Below are 22,914 nucleotides of genomic sequence, written 5' to 3' on the forward strand. Positions count from 1 at the left end.
AAACAAATGTTCGTATTATAATAAACTCAACGAATACGAACATACATTCTTTATGAGGTGAAGGTTATGAAAAAATTGTGGAATTCTTATTGCTATGCTATTATTCTTGTATTTTTAAGTATTGCAGGATCACTTATTCTTTCTTTTCAACTAGAAGATCAGGAAGACGATCAATATATGATTGTAACTGTTAATGAAAATGACTCGTTATGGGGAATTGCTGAACAATTTGCAGAGGAGCATCATTTTTCTACTGCTGAATTTGTTCAATGGATGGAAACTCATAATGGCATTACAAATGGAAAAATTCATCCCGGTGATACCGTTTCTATTCCGGTAAAAGCTGATGAAGATCAATATATAACAGAATTGGCCAGCCGTGAATAGGAATAGGAACTAATAGAAGAAGGTGCAATACATGAATGCAATTATTTACTGCCGTGTCAGTACAAATAAAGATACTCAGGAATCATCTTTGCAGAGGCAGGAAGAGGAATTGCTTCATCTTGCAAGTAAGAACGGATTTCTTCCAGCTAGAATTATAAAAGAAAAGGCAAGCGGATATGACCTTGAGCGAGAAGGAATCCTTGAATTGTTATCGCTAATCAAAGAAGAGAATATTCAGGCAGTCTTAATTCAGGATGAAACAAGGCTTGGCAGGGGAAATGCCAAAATAGCCATTCTTCATTGTATTCTGAAAGAAAACATTAAGTTATTTAGTGTTTCGCATAACGGGGAACTACAGCTTTCAGAATCAGACTCAATGGTATTGAAAATAGTGGGAATGGTTGAGGAATATCAGCGAAAGCTGCATAATGTAAAAATTAAACGCGGAATGCAAAGAGCGATCGAAAAAGGCTATAAGCCCCAAAAAAACTTAGCTAATCAAGGAGAAAACGCAGGAAGAGAACGTATTGAAGTGCCAATCTCTGAAATTGTCCGCTTACGTAAAAATGAGTTAACATTTTCTGAAATCGCAGCAACCTTAAGAGGGTTTGGATATAATATATCAAAAGCTACTGTACATAGGCGTTATCAGGAATATATAGATAAACTTAATAATGAACAATAAATCTTTAGATCTTCATATTGTCCAGCGAAATAGTAAACAATTTCACAGTATGTACTGGACTTATCGGAAAAAACCTTTAATCCGCGTTTTCTCACCTCGGAAGCCTCTTTCTATACGAGTAAGACTTCATCCTTGTCAATTTAACTATTTTCTAATAAAATGACATTTATGCTAAAGAAATAGTAAAGGAGCTGTCCATATGCTGCCAAAGGACAAACTCGCCCGCATAAATGTTCTAGCAAATAAGGCGAAAACAACTGGTTTAACGGAAGCAGAAGCAAAGGAGCAATCAGCTTTGCGCAAAGAATATTTGCAGACATTCCGCTCTTCCATGTTTAATACACTCAAGAGCGTAACAATCATAGATCCAGAAGGAAATGATGTAACACCTGAGAAACTAAAGCAGGAAAAGAACAATAACAAACTGCATTAAATTGCTTAAATGAGACTGGGGAATAAGTATTTAACACTTCCATAGAACCGAATGGTTAGGAAGTCATCTTTCTAATCATTCGGTTTTTTTACGATTATAAAATGTATTTTATTAGCATGAGTGAAATGGAGCGGAGGAACTCGACTCCTGTGGGCAATAGAGGAAAAGGTGAGACCCCGCAGGAGCTTGCTCCGAGGAGGCTCAGCTTCCTCCCCACGGAAAGCGAGGGTCCGCAGCGCAGTGGAACGGACTTGTTTAAATACCCAAACCAAGATATTGAAAGTTCGTGTTTTAGAAAGATTTATTTTGTTTTGTCCCAGCCTCATTTATAAGAAAACCAAGGAATACACCATTATTGGCATGTGTTCCTTCTTTTCTTTCTATTAAATTGGTGGCGTTATCATTTATTAAAGGAATGGATGAACATTTGTCTTTCCTGTTACATAATGCAAGTTTTATTGTGACAAAATAGGAAATATCATGTGTTTTTGGTTTCTATCAGTTGTCTTACCTCTCGAATGTCTATATATTAAAAGAGAAGATATTTTTCTCGAAAGGATGTAATTTATGTTTAATCAAACAGATGCTTTATCAATTAGTTCTATTCGAACATTATCCATTGATGCGATAGAGAAGGCTAATTCCGGACACCCTGGTATGCCAATGGGTGCTGCACCAATGGCTTATACATTATGGACTCGATTTATGAATCATAATCCGAAAAATCCAAAATGGTTTGATCGTGACCGTTTTGTTTTATCTGCTGGACATGGCTCAATGCTTCTATACAGCCTATTGCATTTATCCGGTTATGATGTGTCAATGGAGGATATTAAACAATTCCGCCAATGGGGAAGCAAAACACCAGGCCACCCGGAATTCGGTCATACACCAGGAGTAGATGCAACAACTGGACCTCTTGGACAAGGTGTGGCAATGGCAGTTGGTATGGCAATGGCAGAACGTCATATGGCAGCTGTTTATAATAAAGAAGGTTTTAATGTTGTAGATCATCATACATACAGTATTTGTGGAGATGGAGACTTAATGGAAGGTGTATCTGCTGAAGCAGCATCTCTTGCAGGTCATCTTAAGTTAGGTAAACTTGTTGTTCTTTATGATTCAAATGACATTTCGCTGGATGGAGATTTAGATCGTTCATTCTCTGAAAGTGTTGAGCAGCGTTTTAAATCTTATGGCTGGCAGTACATCCGTGTCAACGATGGCAATGATCTTCATGAGGTTGCTAAGGCACTTGAAGAAGCAAAGAGTGATGAAAACCGTCCAACGATGATTGAAGTAAAAACAGTCATTGGTTTTGGTTCTCCGAATAAATCAGGTAAATCTGATGTACATGGTGCACCACTTGGAGCAGATGAACTGAAATTAACAAAAGAAGCGTATAAATGGACATTTGAAGCAGATTTCCATGTGCCTGAAGAAGTTTATGATCATTTTAAAGCAGCAGTTGCTGAGCATGGCCAGAAAAAAGAGCAGGAATGGAATGACCTATTTGCTGCATACAAAGAGAAGTATCCTGAGCTAGGAAGCCAGCTGCAATTAGCAATCAACGATGAACTTCCAGAAGGCTGGGATAAAGATGTGCCAGTTTATGAAGAAGGAAAAAGCCTTGCAAGCCGTGCTTCTTCAGGAGAAGTATTAAATGCAATTGCTCAGAACCTTCCGACATTCTTTGGAGGATCTGCAGATTTAGCTGGTTCTAATAAGACAATGATTAAAGGAACAGAAGATTTTACACCAGAAAGCTTTGCTGGCCGAAACATTTGGTTTGGTGTCCGTGAGTTTGCCATGGGTGCTGCATTAAACGGAATGGCACTGCATGGCGGAGTAAAAGTTTTTGGAGGAACATTCTTTGTATTCTCTGACTACTTGCGCCCAGCGATTCGCCTTGCTGCACTAATGAACCTGCCTGTTACTTACGTATTCACACATGACAGTATTGCAGTTGGTGAAGATGGTCCTACACATGAGCCAGTAGAACAACTTGCAGCTTTGCGTGCAATGCCAAATCTTTCAGTCATTCGTCCTGCTGATGGCAATGAAACAGCTGCAGCATGGAAGATTGCCGTTGAATCAACAAACAAGCCGACAGCTCTAGTACTGACTCGTCAAAATTTACCGACAATAAAAGATACAGATCAAAACGCCTATGAAGGTGTATCAAAAGGCGGATATGTGATCTCTAAAGCAAATAATGAAAAAACGGACGTTCTTTTATTGGCTGCAGGATCTGAGGTCGGATTAGCTGTAGAAGCTCAAAAATCTCTTGAAAATGAAGGGATTTATGCATCTGTAGTAAGCCTGCCTGCATGGGATCGTTTTGAAGCACAGTCAAAGGAATATAAAGAAAGTGTAATTCCGAAAACTGTAAAGAAACGACTTGCTATTGAAATGGGATCATCACTTGGATGGCATCGCTATACTGGCGATGAAGGCGATGTGCTTGCCATCGATCAATTTGGTGCATCAGCTCCTGGTGAGAAAATTATGGAAGAATACGGATTTACCGTTTCAAATGTTGTTGCTCGTGTGAAAGCATTGCTTCAAAACTAATAACATTTAAATAGTCGAAAGAGCGCTATAGTATTAAAGCGCTCTTTCTTTTGAATACCGAATGAATATATCTCTTCAAGAATAACTCATTCGACAAAAGTAGTGGAATTTTGCGACGTTTTCAGACAGTAAATTTATTGACATAAAGATATAATGACTCAAAAAGGTTTGTCCCATAAGGAGGGCCTTATGAGAGATTATCAAATATATCTAATTGAAGACGAATTTGCCACGCATTATTTTGGTCGTGAACGGATGTTTTATGAGTTATTTGAGGAATATGAAAACACAGCTGGAAAGCTAAACAAAATCATAGCAAAGCAAATTCAATATATTACTAAACCTATCCCAGGTCTGCGATTGCACCAGAATATTCATTTAGAAATGCAGCAAAAAATGAATTTTAAAATGGACAAATCAGGGAATTATATCATTGATGGAAAAAAGAGCAGTGCAGCATTAACCATTCATGATCGTTATCTCTCAATAGAAGCAAGAGGAAACTATGATGCAGAGACTATGTTTTTTGAAGTACTGCGTAAATATGAGGGCTCTTTTCTTGCTATCGATATGGAACATGGCCGCTATGGATGGTTAAAGCCTATAAAAGAAAGAAAATTCGTCTAAATAAGAGAAAAATAACAGCAAATATTGTATAATAGCCTTTGGTCTAGTACACTGTATGATAGACAACACGAAGGAGGAAGAAAGAATGGGTATGTATATTCTAGTTGGCGTACTTGCATTGCTTGCAGGTGTGGCACTAGGGTTTTTCATTGCTCGACGCTATATGATGAGCTACTTAAAGAAAAATCCACCAATTAACGAACAAATGCTAAAAATGATGATGATGCAAATGGGTATGAAACCATCACAGAAGAAAATTAATCAAATGATGAATGCGATGAATAAGCAGCAAGGGAAGTAAACACTAGAGCTTTAGAATTAGATGTGTTTATCTAATCCTTTTCTAAAAATGAAACGATGGCGAAGAAGACTTATTCCTGCTATAGATATGATAGATCATTCTTTATCGTTAATCTTTCATTGGCTTGACTTTCAAAATTTGCACAAAAAGACTACTTATCCTGCTGAGATAAAATTCAGGATAAGTGGTCTTTTTTGCGTTTACTAGTGCATGGGCAAGCTGCGCAGGAAATCCGAAACTTAGTTCCTAGAAACCAAGTTCCACACCGTTAAGTTCTGAAAGTCTCGCAAGCAAGCTCCGAAACGTTACTTCTGAAAGCATCGAAGCCAAGTTTCGAAGCGATAACTTCTAAAAGTCTCGCAACCAAGTTCCGAAACGTTGCTTCTGAAAGTTTCGCAACCAAGTTCCGAAACGTTGCTTCTGAAAGTCTCGCAACCAAGTTCCGAAACGTTGCTTCTAAAAGTCTCGCAACCAAGTTCCGAAACGTTGCTTCTAAAAGTCTCGCAACCAAGTTCCGAAACGTTGCTTCTGAAAGTCTCGCAACCAAGTTCCGAACCGAAAACTTCTGAAAGCCTCGCAACCAAGCTCAATAATTATCGATGGCTCTATTGGTGCATATTGGAGAAAACCTTAAAGACCTAAGTCCTCAATTCTTGTAAAAAGTTCGTTCGCTTCTTGAATGGTTGTAAATAGTTCAGAGTTTTCAATATTGGTAATCACAAGGTTCCCGTTGTCCAAAAGGGTATTGATTTCTGCCAATAAAGCCTCATTTTTCTGAACAAAGTCTGCATGCAGATCTTCTGCTAGGGAGGGAATGTCTGTAAGCTGAATAAATTCTTCAATTTCTGTTTTAACATGGAGAAGCTGTTCTTCAAGTTCAGCTTGAACAGCAGAATCCGTTACTGCCTCCTGAAGCAATTCTGGTGCTTCTTCGGCAAAGGAATTTAGTGTCTCTATATGTGCAGTTGCTTCATTTATATAGTCTAACGAATTGTTTACTTCCCCTAAAAATGAACATCCGCTTAAAACTGCTGCTAGGATACTGATGAACAAAAGTTGTACGAGTCGTTTCATTTTACCCGCATCCTTTCAATGAATTTCTTGCTATCTTATCTTACGGTTGAGCAGGGAAAAGGTTTCAGGTTGTTACCGACAAACAGCTTTTGGATTTAAATTTAATCTTTCTTATTTTTTAAATATTTGATAAACTAAGTTGGTTATTATGGAAGAACGTGGGGGACAACATATGAGGGTTTTTACGGATTTAATGTGGTTTTTTAAACAAGAAAAAAAGGCGTATATTACAGGTATTATCTTACTATTATTTGTGGCGGTTCTTCAGCTGGTTCCGCCGAGAATTGTTGGTATTTTCGTTGATCATATCATTGGCAATACGCTCACTGCTGAGACTATTCTTTTTTGGATCGGTGTTTTGGCAGTTTGTGCACTTGCCATGTATGTGCTGCGGTATTTTTGGCGGATCATGATTTTTGGTTCATCTGTTAAGCTTGCCAGGCTGCTGCGGAACAATCTTTATCACCATTTTACTAAGATGTCCCAAGCTTTCTATCAGAAGAAACGCGTTGGTGATTTAATGGCACATGCCACCAATGATTTATCGGCCATTCAGCAGACAGCCGGTGCTGGAGTATTAACATTAGTTGATTCTTTGGCTACAGGAGGAGCTGTAATCATTGCTATGGCAGCAACAATCAGCTGGAAGCTCACTCTCATTGCGCTGATTCCAATGCCGTTAATGGCGATTTTAACCAGCTGGTATGGAACCTTGCTTCATAAACGTTTCCACAAAGCACAGGGAGCTTTTTCAGATTTAAATGATAAAACACAGGAAAGTATTTCTGGTATTAAGGTCATTAAAACATTTGGTCAGGAAAAAGAAGATATAGAAGATTTTCGCAAACAATCTGAGGATGTTGTAAATAAGAATATATCAGTTGCAAAGGTGGACGCTTTATTTGATCCGACCATCAGCATTATTGTCGGTGTGTCTTTTTTTCTATCCATCGCTTTTGGAACACGATTTGTTCTTGCAGGGGAAATCACAATTGGAGAACTTGTTTCTTTTACAACGTATTTGAGTCTTTTGGTATGGCCAATGCTTGCGTTCGGATGGCTGTTTAATATTGTAGAGCGTGGAAGAGCATCATATGACCGTGTTAGAGCATTATTGGCAGAGAAAGTAGACATTCAAGAAGATGCAGATGCCAGCTCAGAGGTACCGAGCGGAAACCTTCTTTATCAGATTGATTCTTTTACATATCCGGGAGCCAATGTTCCCGTCCTTAAAGATATTCACTTTGAACTTAAAAAGGGGCAGACTTTAGGAATCGTAGGGAAAACAGGTGCAGGCAAAACAACTTTATTAAAACTGCTTACACGGGAATTTGAAGGGGAAAAGAGTGAGATTCTTTTTAATAACCTTTCAATTAAGAAATATAAACTCGACAGCTTGAGGGCAGCGATTGGATATGTTCCGCAAGAGCATTTTCTATTTTCCACTACTGTTGCCCAGAACATTGCTTTTACAAGTCCAAAGATAGATACGGAACGAATCTATGATGCTGCAAGGCTATCTCATATTCATGAGGATATCCTGCAATTTACAGACGGATATGAGACGGTCGTAGGGGAACGTGGCGTTTCGCTTTCAGGAGGACAAAAGCAGCGGATTTCAATCGCCAGGGCTCTGTTGATGAATCATGAAGTTCTAGTGCTGGATGATTCGTTATCAGCAGTTGATGCTAAGACCGAAGAAGCAATCTTAAGTTCATTAAAGGAAGAAAGAGAAAATAAAACAACGATCATAACGGCTCATCGTTTAAGTGCAATTCAGCATGCTGATCTAATTATTGTATTGGATGGAGGAACCATCATTCAGCGCGGAACACATGAAGAGCTGATGGAAATAGAAGGCTGGTATAAAACAATGTTTTTACGTCAGCAATTAGAAGAACTTGTGGAGTACGGAGGGTAGCGAGATGGAAAAAATACCAGTTTTAACAGGGAAAGAACAGAGAAATATTTTATTTCGTTTACTATCCTATACAAAACCGCATAAAAAAACAATTATCCTTGCCTTTCTCCTTCTGCTGGCAACTACGGCAGGAGATATTTTAGGCCCAATTCTAGTGAGTATCTTCATCGATGATTATTTGCGTCCTCAGAATCTGGTTGCGGAACCATTAATTATACTTGGGACTGCATATTTAGGTCTTCAAGTCATGAACTTAATTGTTTCTTATTTTCAGCTGCTGAAATTCCAGGAAATCGCTTTGAAAATCATACAGCAGCTGAGAATTGATGTCTTTAGTAAGGTACAGGCTCTTGGGTTAAAATATTTTGATAAAACACCTGCGGGCAGTATTGTCTCGCGTGTTACAAATGATACTGAAGCGATAAAGGATATGTTTGTCAGTGTTCTAGTGACCTTTGTTCAAGGCGGATTTTTGCTGGTTGGGATTTTTATTGCTATGTTTATCCTGAATGTGAAGCTTGCTCTATTCTGCCTTATTATATTGCCGCTTATTTTTATGATAATGGCAGCATATCGGAAATACAGCTCCGTTTTTTACCAGGATTTGCGTGAACGGCTCAGTCAGCTGAATGCCAAGTTAAGTGAATCATTGCAGGGAATGGCTATTATTCAAGTTTTTAAGCAGGAAAAAAGAATGCGGGACGAATTTGAGGAAATCAACGAAGCGCATTATAAAGCAGGAATACGCAATATAAAGATTGATGGATTGCTGCTTCGTCCAGCCATCGATCTTGTTTACGCACTTGCTTTAATCATCGTGTTAAGCTTTTTTGGTTTTGATTCGTTAAATAGTCATGTTGAAATTGGCGTTATTTATGCGTTTGTTAGTTATTTAGATCGTTTTTTTGAGCCTGTTAATAATATCATGCAGCGCCTGTCTATGTATCAGCAAGCGATTATTGCGGCATCACGCGCTTTTAAACTGCTTGATGAAGATGAGCTTGCTCCTGATCAGCCTGATAACAGCAGTTTGCAAGTTACAGATGGTGAAATAGAATTCCGCAATGTCTCATTTTCATATGATGGCAAACGGGATGTTCTAAAAAATATTAGCTTCAAAGCCAAACCTGGAGAAACGGTGGCACTTGTTGGTCATACAGGAAGCGGAAAAAGTTCAATCATTAATATGATGATGAGATTTTATGAATTTGAGCGCGGAGATATTTTGATAGACGGACAATCCATTAAGCATTACGGGAAAGAAGAGATCCGCAAAAAGCTCGGCCTTGTCCTGCAGGATCCATTCCTTTTTTATGGAACTATTAAAGATAATATTAGTCTATATAATGATGGACTATCAGATGAAGAAATTAAAAAGGCAGCTGAATTTGTCCAAGCGCATCACTTTATTCAGCAATTAGAGGACAAATATGATCATAAGGTAGTAGAGAGAGGGTCAACATTTTCCAGCGGTCAGCGTCAGCTAATTGCTTTTGCCAGAACCATTGCATCTAATCCAAAGGTTTTGGTTCTAGATGAAGCGACGGCTAATATTGATACTGAAACAGAAGAAGCCATCCAGTTTGCGCTAAACAAAATGCGAAAGGGCAGAACAACAATTGCAATTGCCCATCGATTATCAACGATCCAAGATGCCGAACAGATTCTGGTTCTCCACCAGGGGGAAATAGTTGAAAGGGGCAATCACCAGGAGCTGCTTTCCCAAAGAGGGCTTTATCACAAAATGTATTTATTGCAGAATGGGTCAGCGGAAATTGTGGAAGATGCAGTAGGAACTTAATAAGGTAATTAAAATTAAAAAGAATGCAGGGTGCCATGAGAGGTGACCTGCATTCTACGCTTTTTTTAGAAAGGTTCGATTGTATTCATTTAATAAGGCATCCAGCTCTTGACTAAATTTAATAGCATCCGTAGAATTTAACCCGTTTGACATGGCTACTTGAATTAATTCTGAACGTTTTTTTTCGATTAATGCAAGCAATTCATTTTTATTCACGGCTGGAAATCCCTTCATATCAATTTCACCTTTAGCAAATAGTACAGACATCACAAACCACCCATGTAAAACTCAAGAAATTGTCACAAAAATTGTTAGCTCCTATCTAGTATAACGAATGTTGGTAATTAATTCAAAAGAAACTTTTGTAAAACTTTAGGATGTCTAAACAAAATAACATTAGTTACATACTTGAAACATAGAAATATATGGACATCTATTTAGAGAATGGGTTAGAATTACGGGTAGCTTACATGCTGAAATTCTGTGTTTTTTTGAGCAATGGTGTTATGACATAAATTGTTCACATTTAAACCTTACTATTCTTGGTGCTTTTGCTAGAATAGAACATGATCACTATATGATCGGGAGTTGTTACGATGACAGATATTAATTTATTTCTTGCATTGGGTGCAGGTTTTTTAAGTTTTATTTCACCGTGCTGTTTGCCCTTATATCCTGCTTTTTTGTCCTACATAACCGGGATGTCTGTAGGGGAATTGAAAAATGATAATGCTATGCTGCAGAAGAGAAGCCTTTTTCATACTATAGCCTTTTTAATTGGTTTTTCTATCATTTTTATTGCACTCGGATTTAGTTCTACTTTTATTGGTGAGTTTTTCAGAGAGTATAATAACCTGATCAGGCAGATTGGCGCAATATTTATTGTTGTGTTTGGATTAATGATTGTCGGTATTATCAGTCCAGAAATTTTAATGAAGGAAAGGCGTTTTGAATTTAAGAACAGACCAGCGGGATATTTCGGTTCTGTCTTAATTGGTCTTGCTTTCGCAGCTGGCTGGACACCATGCATGGGGCCAATCCTTGTATCAGTTATTGCGTTAGCGGCAACAAATCCTGGTTCCGGTATATTTTATATGATTGCATATACATTAGGTTTCGCTGTTCCATTTTTTGTTATGTCGTTTTTTATTGGCAAATTGCAATGGATTAAAAAACATAATGTGAAATTGATGAAAATCGGCGGATATATTATGATTGTTATGGGGATCATTTTATTTTTTGATTGGATGACAATGATTATTTCCTATTTCACTGCTTTAACAGGCGGATTTAAAGGGTTTTAATAGGGCTTAAAAGTGAGTGAAAAACCACTGACAATAGTAAAATTGAACATTCAGCTTATCTATCCGCAAAAATTGTCGGTTACTTTGAATTGATATTTTTGATTAAATTAGGTATATTGGATTATGTAATTCTCAAGTAGACAGCTGTATTTTACATATAATTGAACTTACCGTCGCCGTATCGAGGGGGAAACACCAATGGCAAAGATTTTAATAGTGGATGATGCGAAATTTATGAGACTTACGCTTTCAAACATATTAAAAAAGGCGCAGCATGAAATTGTAGGCGAAGCGGAAACGGGATTAGAAGCAATCAATCTTTACCGTAAACTGCAGCCGGATCTTGTAACCTTAGACATCACAATGCCTGAGATGAGCGGTCTTGAAGCAATGAGAGAAATTAAGAAGGAATTTCCTGCAGCTAAAATCATTATGTGCTCAGCAATGGGGCAGCAGAAAATGATCGTGGAAGCAATTGAATCAGGCGCAAAAGATTTTATCGTTAAGCCATTTGACGAATCACGCGTTTTGGATGCGGTAGAAAGAGTTTTAAATTGAATGAACACTGAATCGGCATCTTTTGAAGGTGCCGTTTTTTTCATTTTCAACTCTAAATTCGTAATTAATTCTCATAATAGATGACTCATTCTATTAACATGAGATATAATAAGATAGTCAAAATTATAGAAAAAAGGATGTCTCTGTATGAACATGGTAGTTGTTTCTTCTATAGGTGCAGTGCTCATGGCCATTTTTGCTATGTTTATCCGAATGAAGTCTGCTGAAAAACCTGCTTCAGCTAGAAAAATTATTTTGCCGCCATTATTTATGAGTACTGGTGCGCTGATGTTTATATTTCCTGTCTTCCGTGTTACTCCAATTGAAATGCTGGAAGCCATCTTAGTAGGTATGTTATTTTCAATCTTATTGATTAAAACATCTAAATTTGAAATTAAGGAAAACGATATATATTTAATCCGCTCTAAAGCATTTATATTCATTTTAATTGGATTACTTGTCATACGAATTGCGGCAAAGTCCATTTTAAGCGCATCAATTGATGTTGGTCAGCTTGGAGGTATGTTTTGGATTTTAGCTTTTGCTATGATTGTACCTTGGCGTATTGCGATGTATATCAATTTTAAGAAGCTGCAGAACACTCTTTTATTAGGGAAAAATGCGGTCTGATAAGAAGAACGGCTTATTCTCATCCGGTAATAGATTGTCCTTCTTCCAAATTAAACAAAAAATGCTCCAGCATGTGCCGGAGCATTTTTTGTTTATACATTTGATTAGAATAAATGTTCATAAGGGACTGTACTAATTCGGCTTTCATCCAGTTTTTTGCGGAGAAATTTATGATCCCTTTTTGGTGTTGCTAAAATATATCCTCGGATAACCAAATCCTGATTAATCACTTTTGCTTTCTCTTTTACAGCAAGCTCTCCTATTTTTCCAGCGATTTTCTGGCGTGCTACATCCCTAAATAACTCTGGAACGGGACTGACAAGATCCTCTAGCAGCTCTTTTTCATCTTGTTTCCATAAATGCTTTGTTTCCATTACAAAATGTTCTTCCCAATCCATATCGGACTTGCCGTCTTCTTTTGGCAAGCGCTTTAAAAATTTTCGGAACATAAAAAAGCCGCCAATCGCAAATGACCCGAGTAAAACGATAATCCAAAATAAAATAAACCATAAAAACCAGCCTTCAAGCATTGCATTCACCTACACTGAAATATTCTGATCCTATTATAAACCTTGTTTTACTATCAGACAAGAAGCCATTCCAGCACATTCATTATATTCAGTCATTTGAGTGTTCATAAGAATGTAACAATTAAATAGAAACAACAAGGTATTTACTATTGAAAGATAACGAAAAACATAGTACCATGTTACAGTATATCGACGAAATATAATTTAAGAGCTTACATATTCTCAACTTTAGAAATGGGGCTGAATGGGGTACTGGTGTCCCCCGTGGTCTTCAAAACCATCTGTGACCGCCGTGAGCGGTCAGCTGGGTTCGATTCCCAGGCGGTCCCGCCAGCAAAGCTAATAATACTATATAAAATAAGGTAAACTGCTGACTATAGCAGTTTTTTTTGTAGAAAATTGAATTTATGAATAGCAACGCAGATTATGTTTGAAAAAGCGTTTTATTTGAGAGATTCAAATTGAGACATTAGCTGTCCTTTTATTTTTGCCATGCATCAAGATTTCTTAATATCAGTAAATTCTATGAGTATATATATGAAGTATCATTAAAAGGAGGTTCACTCTTGAGTAATGAACTAAAAACAGAGGCAAAAGAGTTTATTCACCTCTGTTATCAGGAACTTGGCAAAAGCAGAGAAGAAATTGAACTTCGTCACCAGGAAATCGAAAAGAGTATTGATCATACAGGTACATACAAACACACTGCTGAAGAGTTAACTTATGGAGCAAAACTGGCATGGCGAAACAGCAATCGCTGTATTGGCAGGTTATTTTGGGAACAGCTCACGGTCATTGATAAAAGAAACATTGAAAATGAAGAGGAAATGTTAGCTGCTCTCATAGACCATATTACTTACGCAACAAATGAGGGAAGAATTCGTCCTACCATTACGATTTTTCCTCAAAAGGAGAAAAACCAGGCTTTCCGCATATGGAATCATCAGCTGATTCGATATGCTGGATATGATTTAGAGAAAGGTATAACCGGCGATCCTCATTCCGCTGCATTTACAAAGGAATGTATTCAGCTTGGCTGGAAGCCTAAATATGGTATGTATGATGTCCTGCCAATTGTCGTTCAAATCAATAATCAGACGCCAAGATGGAGAGAAGTCCCTCTTGAGCTTGTTAAAGAAATAGAGATAGAGCATCCAGAGTATCCGGAATTTCGAGATTTAAACTTAAAATGGTATGGAGTACCGATTATTTCTGAAATGAAGCTGGAGGTTGGCGGCATTGAGTACAGTGCAGCTCCTTTTAACGGCTGGTATATGGGCACTGAAATTGGTGCAAGAAACTTAGCTGATATTGAACGGTACAATGTGCTGCCACAAGTTGCTGAGTTGCTTGAATTGAATACTAAAACAAATGCAACTCTATGGAAGGATCGAGCACTAGTCGAGTTAAATGCAGCTGTACTCTACTCTTACAAGAAAAATGGTGTCAGCATTGTGGACCATCATACGGCCGCTAAGCAATTTAAGCGGTTTGAAGAAATAGAAGCCGATCAGAAAAGAGAGGTTACAGGAGACTGGACATGGCTTATACCGCCAATTTCCCCGGCTTCTACCCATATCTTTCATTCTTCCTATGATAATAAAATTAAGAAGCCAAATTACTTCTATCAGAAGGCACCTTATGCTAATCATTCATGAAAGACCTAATAAAAACTCACCTTTTTTTAAAATGGTGAGTTTTTTGCTTTTCACACTATTAAAAGGAGAATTCCAGGGAAAATGGTTAATAATATCTCTATAAAGTCAGAAAAAATAAATTTAGGAAATCGAAGAAATTTTGATTGCATAAAGTGATTGAGTGTTATATGATATTGCCTATGATGTAGAACAAAGGTACAAATTAATGTACCAACAGTACAATAAGAGGTGAAAACAATGGAAGAAAAACACAATTCAAACACACGGCCTCCGTACGGCATTATTGCAGTTTTAATGATTGGTGCATTTATTGCTTTTTTAAATAATACACTGCTAAATATCGCCTTGCCGTCTATTATGAAAGATTTAGAAATTGGACCAACAACTGTACAGTGGCTAACGACTGGCTTTATGCTCGTCAATGGAGTATTAATTCCGATGACTGCGTTTTTAATTCAAAAATATTCAGTGCGCAGATTATTCTTAGTTGCCATGAGTTTATTTACAATTGGTACTTTAATATGCGGAATCGCCGATGTATTCCCAATTTTGCTTTCAGGAAGAATGCTGCAGGCATCAGGTTCGGCTATCATGATGCCGTTATTAATGAATGTAATGCTGGTTAGCTTTCCAATTGAAAAAAGGGGAGCGGCTATGGGGATTTTCGGTCTGATCTTAATGGCTGCACCTGCAATTGGGCCAACACTATCTGGCTGGATTGTTGAAAATTATGATTGGAGAATGCTTTTCCACTTTGTAACCCCAATCGCAGTGATTGTATTGCTAATTGGTTTCTTCTTATTAAAAGATAAGAAAGAAAAAGTGCATCTTCGTTTGGATATTGTATCTGTTATCCTATCGAGCGCAGGATTTGGCGGGATTTTATATGGATTCAGCTCTGCAGGAAGTAAAGGCTGGGATAGTCTGCATGTTATTATTCCACTGGCTGTCGGAGTGGTTTCACTCGTTACATTTATTATCCGTCAGCACAAACAGACTGTTCCAATGCTGAACTTTGGCGTTTTTAAATTCCCGATGTTTGCATTATCTTCTGTTATAACAATGACAATGAATATGGCTATGTTCTCAGGAATGCTATTAATACCGATTTATGTTCAAACCATCCGTGGTATTACGCCATTAGATGCAGGCTTAATGATGCTGCCAGGTGCATTGGTTATGGCGTTAATGTCACCTATAACTGGGCGTTTATTCGATAAATTTGGCGGTCGTGTATTAGCGATTATTGGATTAGCAATTACCGTAGTAACAACATATTTCTTCAGTAATTTAACGATGGATATCACGTACACGCAGCTTGTCATCATGAACTCTGTTCGTATGTTCGGGATGTCAATGGTGATGATGCCAGTTTCAACAAACGGGCTTAATCAGCTGCCAACGAAGTTTTATCCGCATGGTACTGCGATGAACAATACCTTAAACCAAGTTTCAGGTGCGATTGGGACTGCTTTGCTTGTCACAATTATGACAACACAAAGTGAGAATTATGCAAAAGATCTTGCAGCGGATGCTATGCAGCAAAGCGGCGATGCTCAACCGACAGCTGAAGCAGCAGCTCAATTGCAGCAGCAAATTACGATGCAAGCTACACTAGAAGGCATTAATGATGCATTCCTAGTGGCGACTGGAATTGCGGCAGTGGCTTTCATTTTAGCTTTCTTCATTAAACGTTCTAAACAGGCAGAAGAACCAGCTGAAGAACCGCAGAAGTTTTCGCCAAAATTAGCTAAAAACTGATAGTAAATCAGGTTGAAAAGTAAGTAATTCAGACTATGTTTAACCCGAACAGTTTAGACGATTTATTGATTATCTGTCTATTTGTTCGGGTTTTTTATATGTGAGCCAGCAGACTTGCAAAAGCAGAAAACCGTCCTTGTGTGTGATGAGAGCAAACTCAGCCTGATGAAACCACCAGCATCTCAGGACGCCGATTTTGTCGAATGGAAATGATTGGACAATCCAATAATGCTGTTTTATACTAAATATCTCCAGTTCCTTATCCATTGTATCGTCTAAGCTAGAGTTTGGGCACAATACAAGTATCGATCAAGCGTGTGGAAATTGTTCATCTGTTATTGCAATATTATTGATAAATTTCTGTCTAATTGGAGATACTTGACTTAATAAAAAATCGGAGTATAGTTATATAACTGTGGTCATTGTTTTGACACAGGATAAAATAACCATTTATTGGTTAGGGAAGTTAATCATATATAAAATAGAATGCTAATATGCTATAATAGTGTGCTAGAAGGTAGGTGCAAGAAATGAACAACATGTTAAGTAAAGGTCAAAGTATTTTCAGCAAATATATTGGCTTTTTCTTTTTAGCTGTGTTCTTCCTTTGGATGAAAACATATTTTGTACAATTAACACAATTTGAACTTGGTATAGAAAATACACTGCAAAAGATTTTGTTATTTTTAAACCCGTTAGGATCTTCCATTTTGTTCTTGGGGATTGCTTCTTTTTTTAAAGGGCGCAAAAAGTATATAACCTTAATGGTGCTGTACTTCTTTATGTCGTTTTTACTTTATGCGAATACTGTTTATTACAGATTCTTCAACGACTTTATTACACTGCCGACTTTAACGCAGACTCAAAACTTTGGAGATGTCAGCAGCAGTGTATTATCATTGCTTAGACCATATGACCTGTTATTCTTTGCAGATTTTGCATTTTTATTATTAATGCTTGTGTTTAAATTTGCGAAGATTGAAATGAAGGATATGAGCCGCCGCAAAGCTGCAGCAGTATTTTCACTGGCACTGGCGATTTCATGTGCAAATCTTGGCTTAGCAGAAACAGATCGTCCGCAGTTATTAACAAGAGGATTTGACCGTAACTATATAGTTAAGTATTTAGGTATGTACAACTATACAATTTACGATGCAGTTCAAAGCACAAAAGCTTCGGCACAGCGTGTAATGGCCGACAGCAACGATACGACAGAAGTTGTAAACTTTACGTCATCGAATTATGCAGAACCTAATCCAGAGTACTTTGGCATTGCTGAAGGCAAGAATGTCATTTATATTCACCTTGAATCTATTCAGACGTTCCTTATGAATTATGAACTGCATGGTGAAGAAGTAACACCATTTTTAAATTCATTAACTGAGGATAAAAATACTCTTTACTTTGATAACTTCTTTCATCAGACAGCACAAGGAAAAACAGCTGATGCAGAATTTATCCTTGAGAACTCTTTATACGGACTTCCGCAAGGATCTGCATTTACAACAAAAGGCATGAACACTTATCAATCAGCTCCAGGGATCTTAGGTCAGAAAGGATACACATCTGCTGTATTCCACGGTAATTCTGGCACATTCTGGAACCGTAATGAGATTTATAAATCTTTTGGATATAATCACTTTTTTGACAGCAGCTACTATGACCTGAATGAAGAAGATATGGCTGATTATGGACTTATGGACAAGCCGTTTTTTGAGCAGTCTGAACAGCTGCTTGAATCATTGCCACAGCCTTTCTATACAAAATTTATTACTGTTTCACACCATTATCCATATCCATTAGCTGAGGATAAAGCAACCATTGCTCCTCACACCACTGGAGATAAGTCAGTGGATAATTACTTCCGTACAGCTCGTTATGCGGATGAAGCTTTAGAAGAGTTTTTCAATTATCTTAAAGAATCAGGGCTGTATGAGAACTCTGTGATCGTTATGTATGGCGACCACTATGGAATCTCTAGCAACCATACAAAGGCAATGGAAGAAGTGTTAGGTCATGAAGTTGGCGCATTTGAACAAACTGGCCTGCAGCGTGTGCCGTTATTCATTCGTGTTCCAGGAATGGAAGGCGGAATAAATCACGAGTATGGCGGTCAGATTGACTTGATGCCTACACTGATGCATTTACTTGGTGTCGATACAAAAGATTATCTGCAATTTGGAACAGACTTATTGTCAGAGGGACATGACGATGTCATACCATTCAGAAATGGTGATTTTGTCAGCTCAACCATTACGTCGATTTCAGGTAAATACTATGATTCCAAAACAGGTGAATTGATTGAAGATGAAGCTCGCCTAAAAGAAGCTGAAGAAATGCAGGCAGTTGTTGAGAATAAGCTTGCGTTATCTGACAAGGTCGTTAACGGAGACCTCCTTCGTTTTTATGAACCAGAGGGCTTCGAAGCAATTGACCGTTCTCAATATAACTATACTGCTCCTGAGGATGACTCCGAGCCTTCTAATGATAATGAAGAGCAGACAAATGAAACATCCACAGATCAAGAAGAATCAAGTACTGAAGAAGATACAGAATAAGCAAAAGGCTGCCCTACATAATGGGCAGCCTTTTCCATATGATAAAGATAGGTGAATACAAATATGTTAAAGGAAGAACAGTATGAAGCAAAACTAAATATTTCAACATCAGATCAGCAGCTTAGTGTTATTTCTTCATTTCATTATCACCGCTATGAGCCGACGCCTTATCGTGCTCTAGATGAATTGTTTAAGCATTATCAGCTTTCTCCTTCTGATCATTTAGTTGATTATGGCTGTGGGAAGGGCAGATTAAATTTTTATACTCATTTCCATTTTCAAAATGCAGCGACAGGAATTGAAATGAATAAACAATTTTATCAGCAGGCACTTTTGAATGCCGATAGCTACAAAATGAAGAAAGCTAAATCGAGTGGTAAAATACACTTTGAATGTACATTAGCAGAGGATTACAAAATCCTTCCTTCTCAAAATCGTTTTTACTTTTTTAATCCTTTTACTGTGCAGATCTTTATAAAGGTGGTCAATAATATCTTACTTTCAGCAGAAGAAAGCTGGCGAGATATCGAATTGATTTTTTATTATATCGACAGTGATTATGTGGATTTTCTAGAAAAACATCCATGTTTTGAGCTAAAGCAGGAAATAGATTTATCTGCCTTGTTTAAGAAAAATCAATATGAACGGTTCCTAGTTTATAAACTGGTTCTTTAACTTTTTAGAATGAAAAAATCTTTATAAACTCTTACATATCTTTCCTTTTCGGCCCATACATATAAATGAATCTAAATTTTACATGTATGCAGGGGGAAACATGAAGCAAAAATGGAGTTTTTACAGCTTATTTGCAGTTCTCGGATTAGTCATTCTCAGCGGGTGTTCAGGACAGGAAACCAGGGAAGAGGAATTAAAAAAGGAAATTGTTCAGCTTGAGGAAAAAATTGAAGATTTAGAACGTGCCGCACAGCCAAAAGCAGAGCAAAAGGAGGAGTTAGAAACGGAGGCTGAAAAACCTCTTCATATTTCAATCATTGATCCAAATACAGAAAAAGAAATTAGAGTAATAGATCCTGAAGAATTAGGCTATAGTGATAATCAGGAAGCCTATGTAAAAGAATTAAAAAAGTGGGCGAAAGAGCTGGCTCGAGGCACTGATGAAAAGAGTGGTTATGATCAGCGCATATATCCTGATAAAATAGGTGCTAATGGGCAAATCATTAAAGGAACACCAAGAGTTATTCTTGAAGAAGAAGAACTTGTCGAACGGATATTAGCTGCCTCAGAAAAAGGCGGTGAGGTAGAGCTTCCTTTATATACGACAGCAAGCGGCTATGCTGAGGAAGACGCCAGCAAATTAAATGAGGTTGTCATTGCTTCCTATACAACACATTTTAATCCTAATGTGGCAGGAAGAACAAAAAATATTGAACTCTCAACAGAAGCAATTCACCAGGTTATTGTCGGTAAGGATGATATTTTTTCATTCAATTCAACAGTAGGTCCAAGTGACGAAGCACATGGTTATCAGCCGGCTGAAGAAGCTGTAAATGGCAAACTTGTTATGGGTATTGGCGGAGGGATCTGCCAAACTTCTTCAACCTTATTTAATGCAGTTGATCAATTGGCTGTTGAATATGTTGAAAAGCATAATCATTCAGTTACGGTTGGATATGTGCCAGTCGGAAGAGATGCAACTGTTTCTTATGGAGGTCTTGATTTCCGCTTTCAAAATACAGCAGGTGCCCCTTTTCTAATTCATACTGTCATGGCGGAAGGGCAATTAACAGTAGAAATCCGTACAGCAAAACAATATGAAAGCATCCTGAAAAAACAAGTGTAAGTCCAATGTTAAAAAAATAAAGAAATGATGATTCTACCTAGGGATGTTTGTCCAAGCCAGTAAAAGGATCATGCATACAATAACATTGTAAGATCTCCTCCCTAATAGATCTTTGGTCTGCATAGTGGCCGCTGAACTCTAAGAGTTTGGCGGCATTTTTTTTACATAAAAATAGGTTTACACCCCATGCAGAGAAAACAGCAATTATTTTTTACAGCTTTAACCCTGTTAGGCTCTTCTTCATTAACTATTTCCTTTTTCAAGACAAACATTTTAGCCATTCTATGAAATAGGCTAAAAGTAGCTGACGTTTAGCCCTATTCTATGGTAACTTATAAGTATAATATCCTATTTACACCTACTATTCGACACGAGAGGAAGAGGATGATGAAAAAAGGAAAGAAAATGAAAATGACTGTAGCGAAGAAGCTGCTGTTAGGATTTTTCATCGTATTTCTGCTATTTGGTATTGTAGCGGGATTATCCAATTATGAGCTTGAACATGTAAATAAACAGTACGAAGAAATTATTGATAATCGAGTGCCGGTTGCACTGACTGTAAAAGATTTAAAAATAGACTTATATAATCAGGCGAATGGTATTAATGGCTATTTGCTCACAGGGGATTCTTCTTACCTGGAAGACTTTGAAAGTGCCCGCAAGAGACTAATTCATTACATAGACGTTTTAAAAGAGAGTGCTCACCATCAGGAATCACAGCAGCTGGTTGAAGAAATCGATAGACTGCATACACAATTTTACGAGATTGCTGAAGAGCAAATCACATTAAAAATTCAGCAAAATGAAGCTGCTTATATGGAATTGGCAGAAACTTCTGCAAAGGAAGCTGGAGAAGAATTTATCACTACAGCAGACAGCTTGGTAAAAGTTGAAGAGAATCTGCTATCTGAACAGACGGAGGAAACTGCTGCAGCTGTCAGTACAATACAGATGATTGTGCTTTTTAGCAGTATTGGTGCAATTATTCTTGGTGTTATTGTTGCTTATTTCATTGGCGCATCCATATCTAAACCGATAAAACTTGCCGCAAAAACGATTGATTTGGTTGCTGAGGGAGACTTAAGCCAAGGGAAAATAAAGGTTAAAAACCGCGATGAAATTGGAAGCTTTATTACATCTTTAAATAAAATGGTACATGAACTAAGATTGCTAGTTGGACAAGTTAGGGATACTTCCAGTCAAGTAGCTGCCAGCAGTGAAGAAATGGCAGCAAGCTCAGAACAAAGCACACTTGCTTCGGAGCAGGTTGCGCACATTTCGCAGTCAAATGTAGCAGAAACAGAACTTCAGCTGAATCAATTTCAAGAAATTTCCCTATCTGTTGGTGAAATGTCATCAGGTATAAAAGAAATATCACAAAGCAGTGAAAAGATGTTATCTGCGACAGAGAAAGCAACTGAATTGACGGATAAAGGTACAGATGCTGTAAAAAACGTGGTACAGCAAATGAAGGATATCAACACATCTGTTGGAAATGCTACTCAATATATAACGGCCCTAAAAACTCGTTCTGAAGAAATCAGCAATTTCGTTGGAATGATTACGTCCATTGCCGATCAAACGAACTTATTAGCGTTAAATGCAGCAATTGAGGCAGCAAGAGCTGGTGAACATGGCAAAGGTTTTGCTGTTGTTGCAGATGAAGTAAGAAAGCTGGCTGAAGAATCAAAGAAATCTGCAGATCAGATTCAGCAGATGGTAGATCTCATTCAAGGAGAAACAGAGCAGGCTGTTATTGCGATGGAAGAAGGAAATGCCCAAGTTCATGAAGGGCTGACAGATACAGAGAATGCCAATGCTGCCTTTTTGGAAATATTTACGTCCATTGGAGATGTCATTGAAAGAGTGGCAGAAGTCAATATATCAATTGAAACGTTATCGGAAATTAGTGATAAGATTAACGAGCAAATCATTACAATCAAAGATATATCTGAACGCAATGTTTCTTCTGCTCAAGAAACGTCCGCAGCAACTGAAGAACAGCTGGCAACAATGGAAGAAGTTGCAACTTCAGCAGAGTCATTAGCGAAATTGTCTGAAGATCTGCAGACCGTTGTTTCACGTTTTAAACTATAACTGCTTTTGTTTAAACAATAATATAGAAGCTGGAAAAAGCATCTCTGGAGGGGTGCTTTTTCCTTTCTGCAATGTTTTTCTCTATATTTACATTGGTTAAGGTGAAATTATCTCTTTAAACAATTCATCCTCTTATATATCCTTCTCTCTTTAGTATCGATAACCATGTCAGATCCACAATTAATTATTCTTTTCTATATGTAGCCAATATGCC

The 22,914-nt window shown here is 37.7% G+C and carries 20 protein-coding genes and 1 tRNA gene; 18 read left to right on the forward strand and 3 right to left on the reverse strand.

Annotation, left to right across the window (positions count from 1 at the left end):
* Positions 1-66: 66 nt before the first annotated feature.
* From yneA to J1899_RS10280, 6 genes are all read left to right on the forward strand, one after another.
* Positions 67-387 carry a cell division suppressor protein YneA gene (gene yneA / locus J1899_RS10255; RefSeq protein ID WP_066446289.1) on the forward strand — a complete coding sequence of 107 codons (321 nt, stop codon included), beginning with the start codon at positions 67-69 and terminating at the stop codon, positions 385-387.
* A gap of 31 nt (positions 388-418) precedes the next feature.
* Positions 419-1,072, forward strand: coding sequence for a YneB family resolvase-like protein (locus J1899_RS10260; protein ID WP_066446285.1), 654 nt, complete (start codon positions 419-421; stop codon positions 1,070-1,072).
* Between the two features lie 199 nt (positions 1,073-1,271).
* Positions 1,272-1,505, forward strand: coding sequence for a DUF896 domain-containing protein (locus J1899_RS10265; RefSeq protein WP_066446282.1), 234 nt, complete (start codon positions 1,272-1,274; stop codon positions 1,503-1,505).
* 567 nt (positions 1,506-2,072) lie between these two features.
* Entirely contained in the window at positions 2,073-4,079 is a 2,007-nt protein-coding gene (gene tkt / locus J1899_RS10270) for a transketolase (protein ID WP_214478561.1), read from the forward strand.
* Positions 4,080-4,268: 189 nt separating this feature from the next.
* Positions 4,269-4,706, forward strand: a complete 438-nt coding sequence (gene sirA, locus J1899_RS10275) for a sporulation inhibitor of replication protein SirA (RefSeq protein ID WP_066446277.1) — start codon at positions 4,269-4,271, stop codon at positions 4,704-4,706.
* A gap of 85 nt (positions 4,707-4,791) precedes the next feature.
* On the forward strand, positions 4,792-5,007 hold the full coding sequence (locus J1899_RS10280) for a YneF family protein (RefSeq protein WP_080846336.1): 216 nt from the start codon (positions 4,792-4,794) through the stop codon (positions 5,005-5,007).
* Between the two features lie 630 nt (positions 5,008-5,637).
* Here the strand turns inward: J1899_RS10280 and J1899_RS10285 are convergent.
* Complete coding sequence (locus J1899_RS10285) at positions 5,638-6,081, reverse strand: DUF6376 family protein (protein ID WP_214478562.1); 444 nt, start codon at positions 6,079-6,081, stop codon at positions 5,638-5,640.
* Positions 6,082-6,253: 172 nt separating this feature from the next.
* On the opposite strand from J1899_RS10285, the gene J1899_RS10290 reads away from it, so the two are divergent.
* Both J1899_RS10290 and J1899_RS10295 read left to right on the forward strand, forming a co-directional pair.
* Entirely contained in the window at positions 6,254-8,002 is a 1,749-nt protein-coding gene (locus J1899_RS10290) for an ABC transporter transmembrane domain-containing protein (protein ID WP_214478563.1), read from the forward strand.
* A 4-nt stretch (positions 8,003-8,006) separates the two neighbouring features.
* A complete protein-coding gene (locus tag J1899_RS10295; protein ID WP_214478564.1) occupies positions 8,007-9,803 on the forward strand; it encodes an ABC transporter ATP-binding protein in 1,797 nt (598 codons plus the stop codon).
* Between the two features lie 54 nt (positions 9,804-9,857).
* On the opposite strand, the gene J1899_RS10300 is transcribed toward J1899_RS10295, so the two are convergent.
* Entirely contained in the window at positions 9,858-10,019 is a 162-nt protein-coding gene (locus J1899_RS10300; RefSeq protein WP_066451629.1) for an aspartyl-phosphate phosphatase Spo0E family protein, read from the reverse strand.
* A 380-nt stretch (positions 10,020-10,399) separates the two neighbouring features.
* On the opposite strand from J1899_RS10300, the gene J1899_RS10305 reads away from it, so the two are divergent.
* The 3 genes from J1899_RS10305 to J1899_RS10315 all read left to right on the forward strand — a co-directional run bounded on the left by J1899_RS10305 (position 10,400) and on the right by J1899_RS10315 (position 12,295).
* Positions 10,400-11,107, forward strand: a complete 708-nt coding sequence (locus tag J1899_RS10305; RefSeq protein WP_066446253.1) for a cytochrome c biogenesis CcdA family protein — start codon at positions 10,400-10,402, stop codon at positions 11,105-11,107.
* A 198-nt stretch (positions 11,108-11,305) separates the two neighbouring features.
* The gene (locus tag J1899_RS10310; protein ID WP_066446250.1) at positions 11,306-11,665 is read left to right on the forward strand and encodes a response regulator; all 360 of its coding nucleotides are present in this window, start codon (positions 11,306-11,308) and stop codon (positions 11,663-11,665) included.
* Between the two features lie 147 nt (positions 11,666-11,812).
* Positions 11,813-12,295: a CcdC family protein gene (locus tag J1899_RS10315; protein WP_214478565.1), complete on the forward strand. Its 483-nt coding sequence runs from the start codon at positions 11,813-11,815 to the stop codon at positions 12,293-12,295.
* A gap of 104 nt (positions 12,296-12,399) precedes the next feature.
* Here J1899_RS10315 and J1899_RS10320 read toward each other — a convergent pair whose 3' ends face one another.
* A complete protein-coding gene (locus tag J1899_RS10320; protein WP_066446246.1) occupies positions 12,400-12,825 on the reverse strand; it encodes a DUF2621 domain-containing protein in 426 nt (141 codons plus the stop codon).
* 236 nt (positions 12,826-13,061) lie between these two features.
* Between J1899_RS10320 and J1899_RS10325 the strand changes: the two genes are divergently transcribed.
* The 7 genes from J1899_RS10325 (at position 13,062) to J1899_RS10355 (ending at position 22,700) form a co-directional block, all read left to right on the forward strand.
* Positions 13,062-13,158 (forward strand) — tRNA-Sec (locus J1899_RS10325).
* Between the two features lie 233 nt (positions 13,159-13,391).
* Positions 13,392-14,483, forward strand: a complete 1,092-nt coding sequence (locus J1899_RS10330) for a nitric oxide synthase oxygenase (RefSeq protein WP_214478566.1) — start codon at positions 13,392-13,394, stop codon at positions 14,481-14,483.
* 237 nt (positions 14,484-14,720) lie between these two features.
* Entirely contained in the window at positions 14,721-16,244 is a 1,524-nt protein-coding gene (locus J1899_RS10335) for a DHA2 family efflux MFS transporter permease subunit (protein WP_214478567.1), read from the forward strand.
* 530 nt (positions 16,245-16,774) lie between these two features.
* The gene (ltaS, locus tag J1899_RS10340; RefSeq protein ID WP_214478568.1) at positions 16,775-18,802 is read left to right on the forward strand and encodes a lipoteichoic acid synthase; all 2,028 of its coding nucleotides are present in this window, start codon (positions 16,775-16,777) and stop codon (positions 18,800-18,802) included.
* 63 nt (positions 18,803-18,865) lie between these two features.
* Entirely contained in the window at positions 18,866-19,477 is a 612-nt protein-coding gene (locus J1899_RS10345; RefSeq protein ID WP_214478569.1) for a class I SAM-dependent methyltransferase, read from the forward strand.
* Between the two features lie 100 nt (positions 19,478-19,577).
* Entirely contained in the window at positions 19,578-20,603 is a 1,026-nt protein-coding gene (locus J1899_RS10350) for a VanW family protein (RefSeq protein WP_214478570.1), read from the forward strand.
* A 384-nt stretch (positions 20,604-20,987) separates the two neighbouring features.
* Positions 20,988-22,700, forward strand: a complete 1,713-nt coding sequence (locus J1899_RS10355; protein ID WP_214478571.1) for a methyl-accepting chemotaxis protein — start codon at positions 20,988-20,990, stop codon at positions 22,698-22,700.
* Positions 22,701-22,914: the final 214 nt, after the last annotated feature.

The sequence above is a fragment of the Cytobacillus gottheilii genome, from assembly GCF_018582665.1.
Taxonomy (GTDB): Bacteria; Bacillota; Bacilli; order Bacillales; family Cytobacillaceae; genus Cytobacillus; species Cytobacillus gottheilii.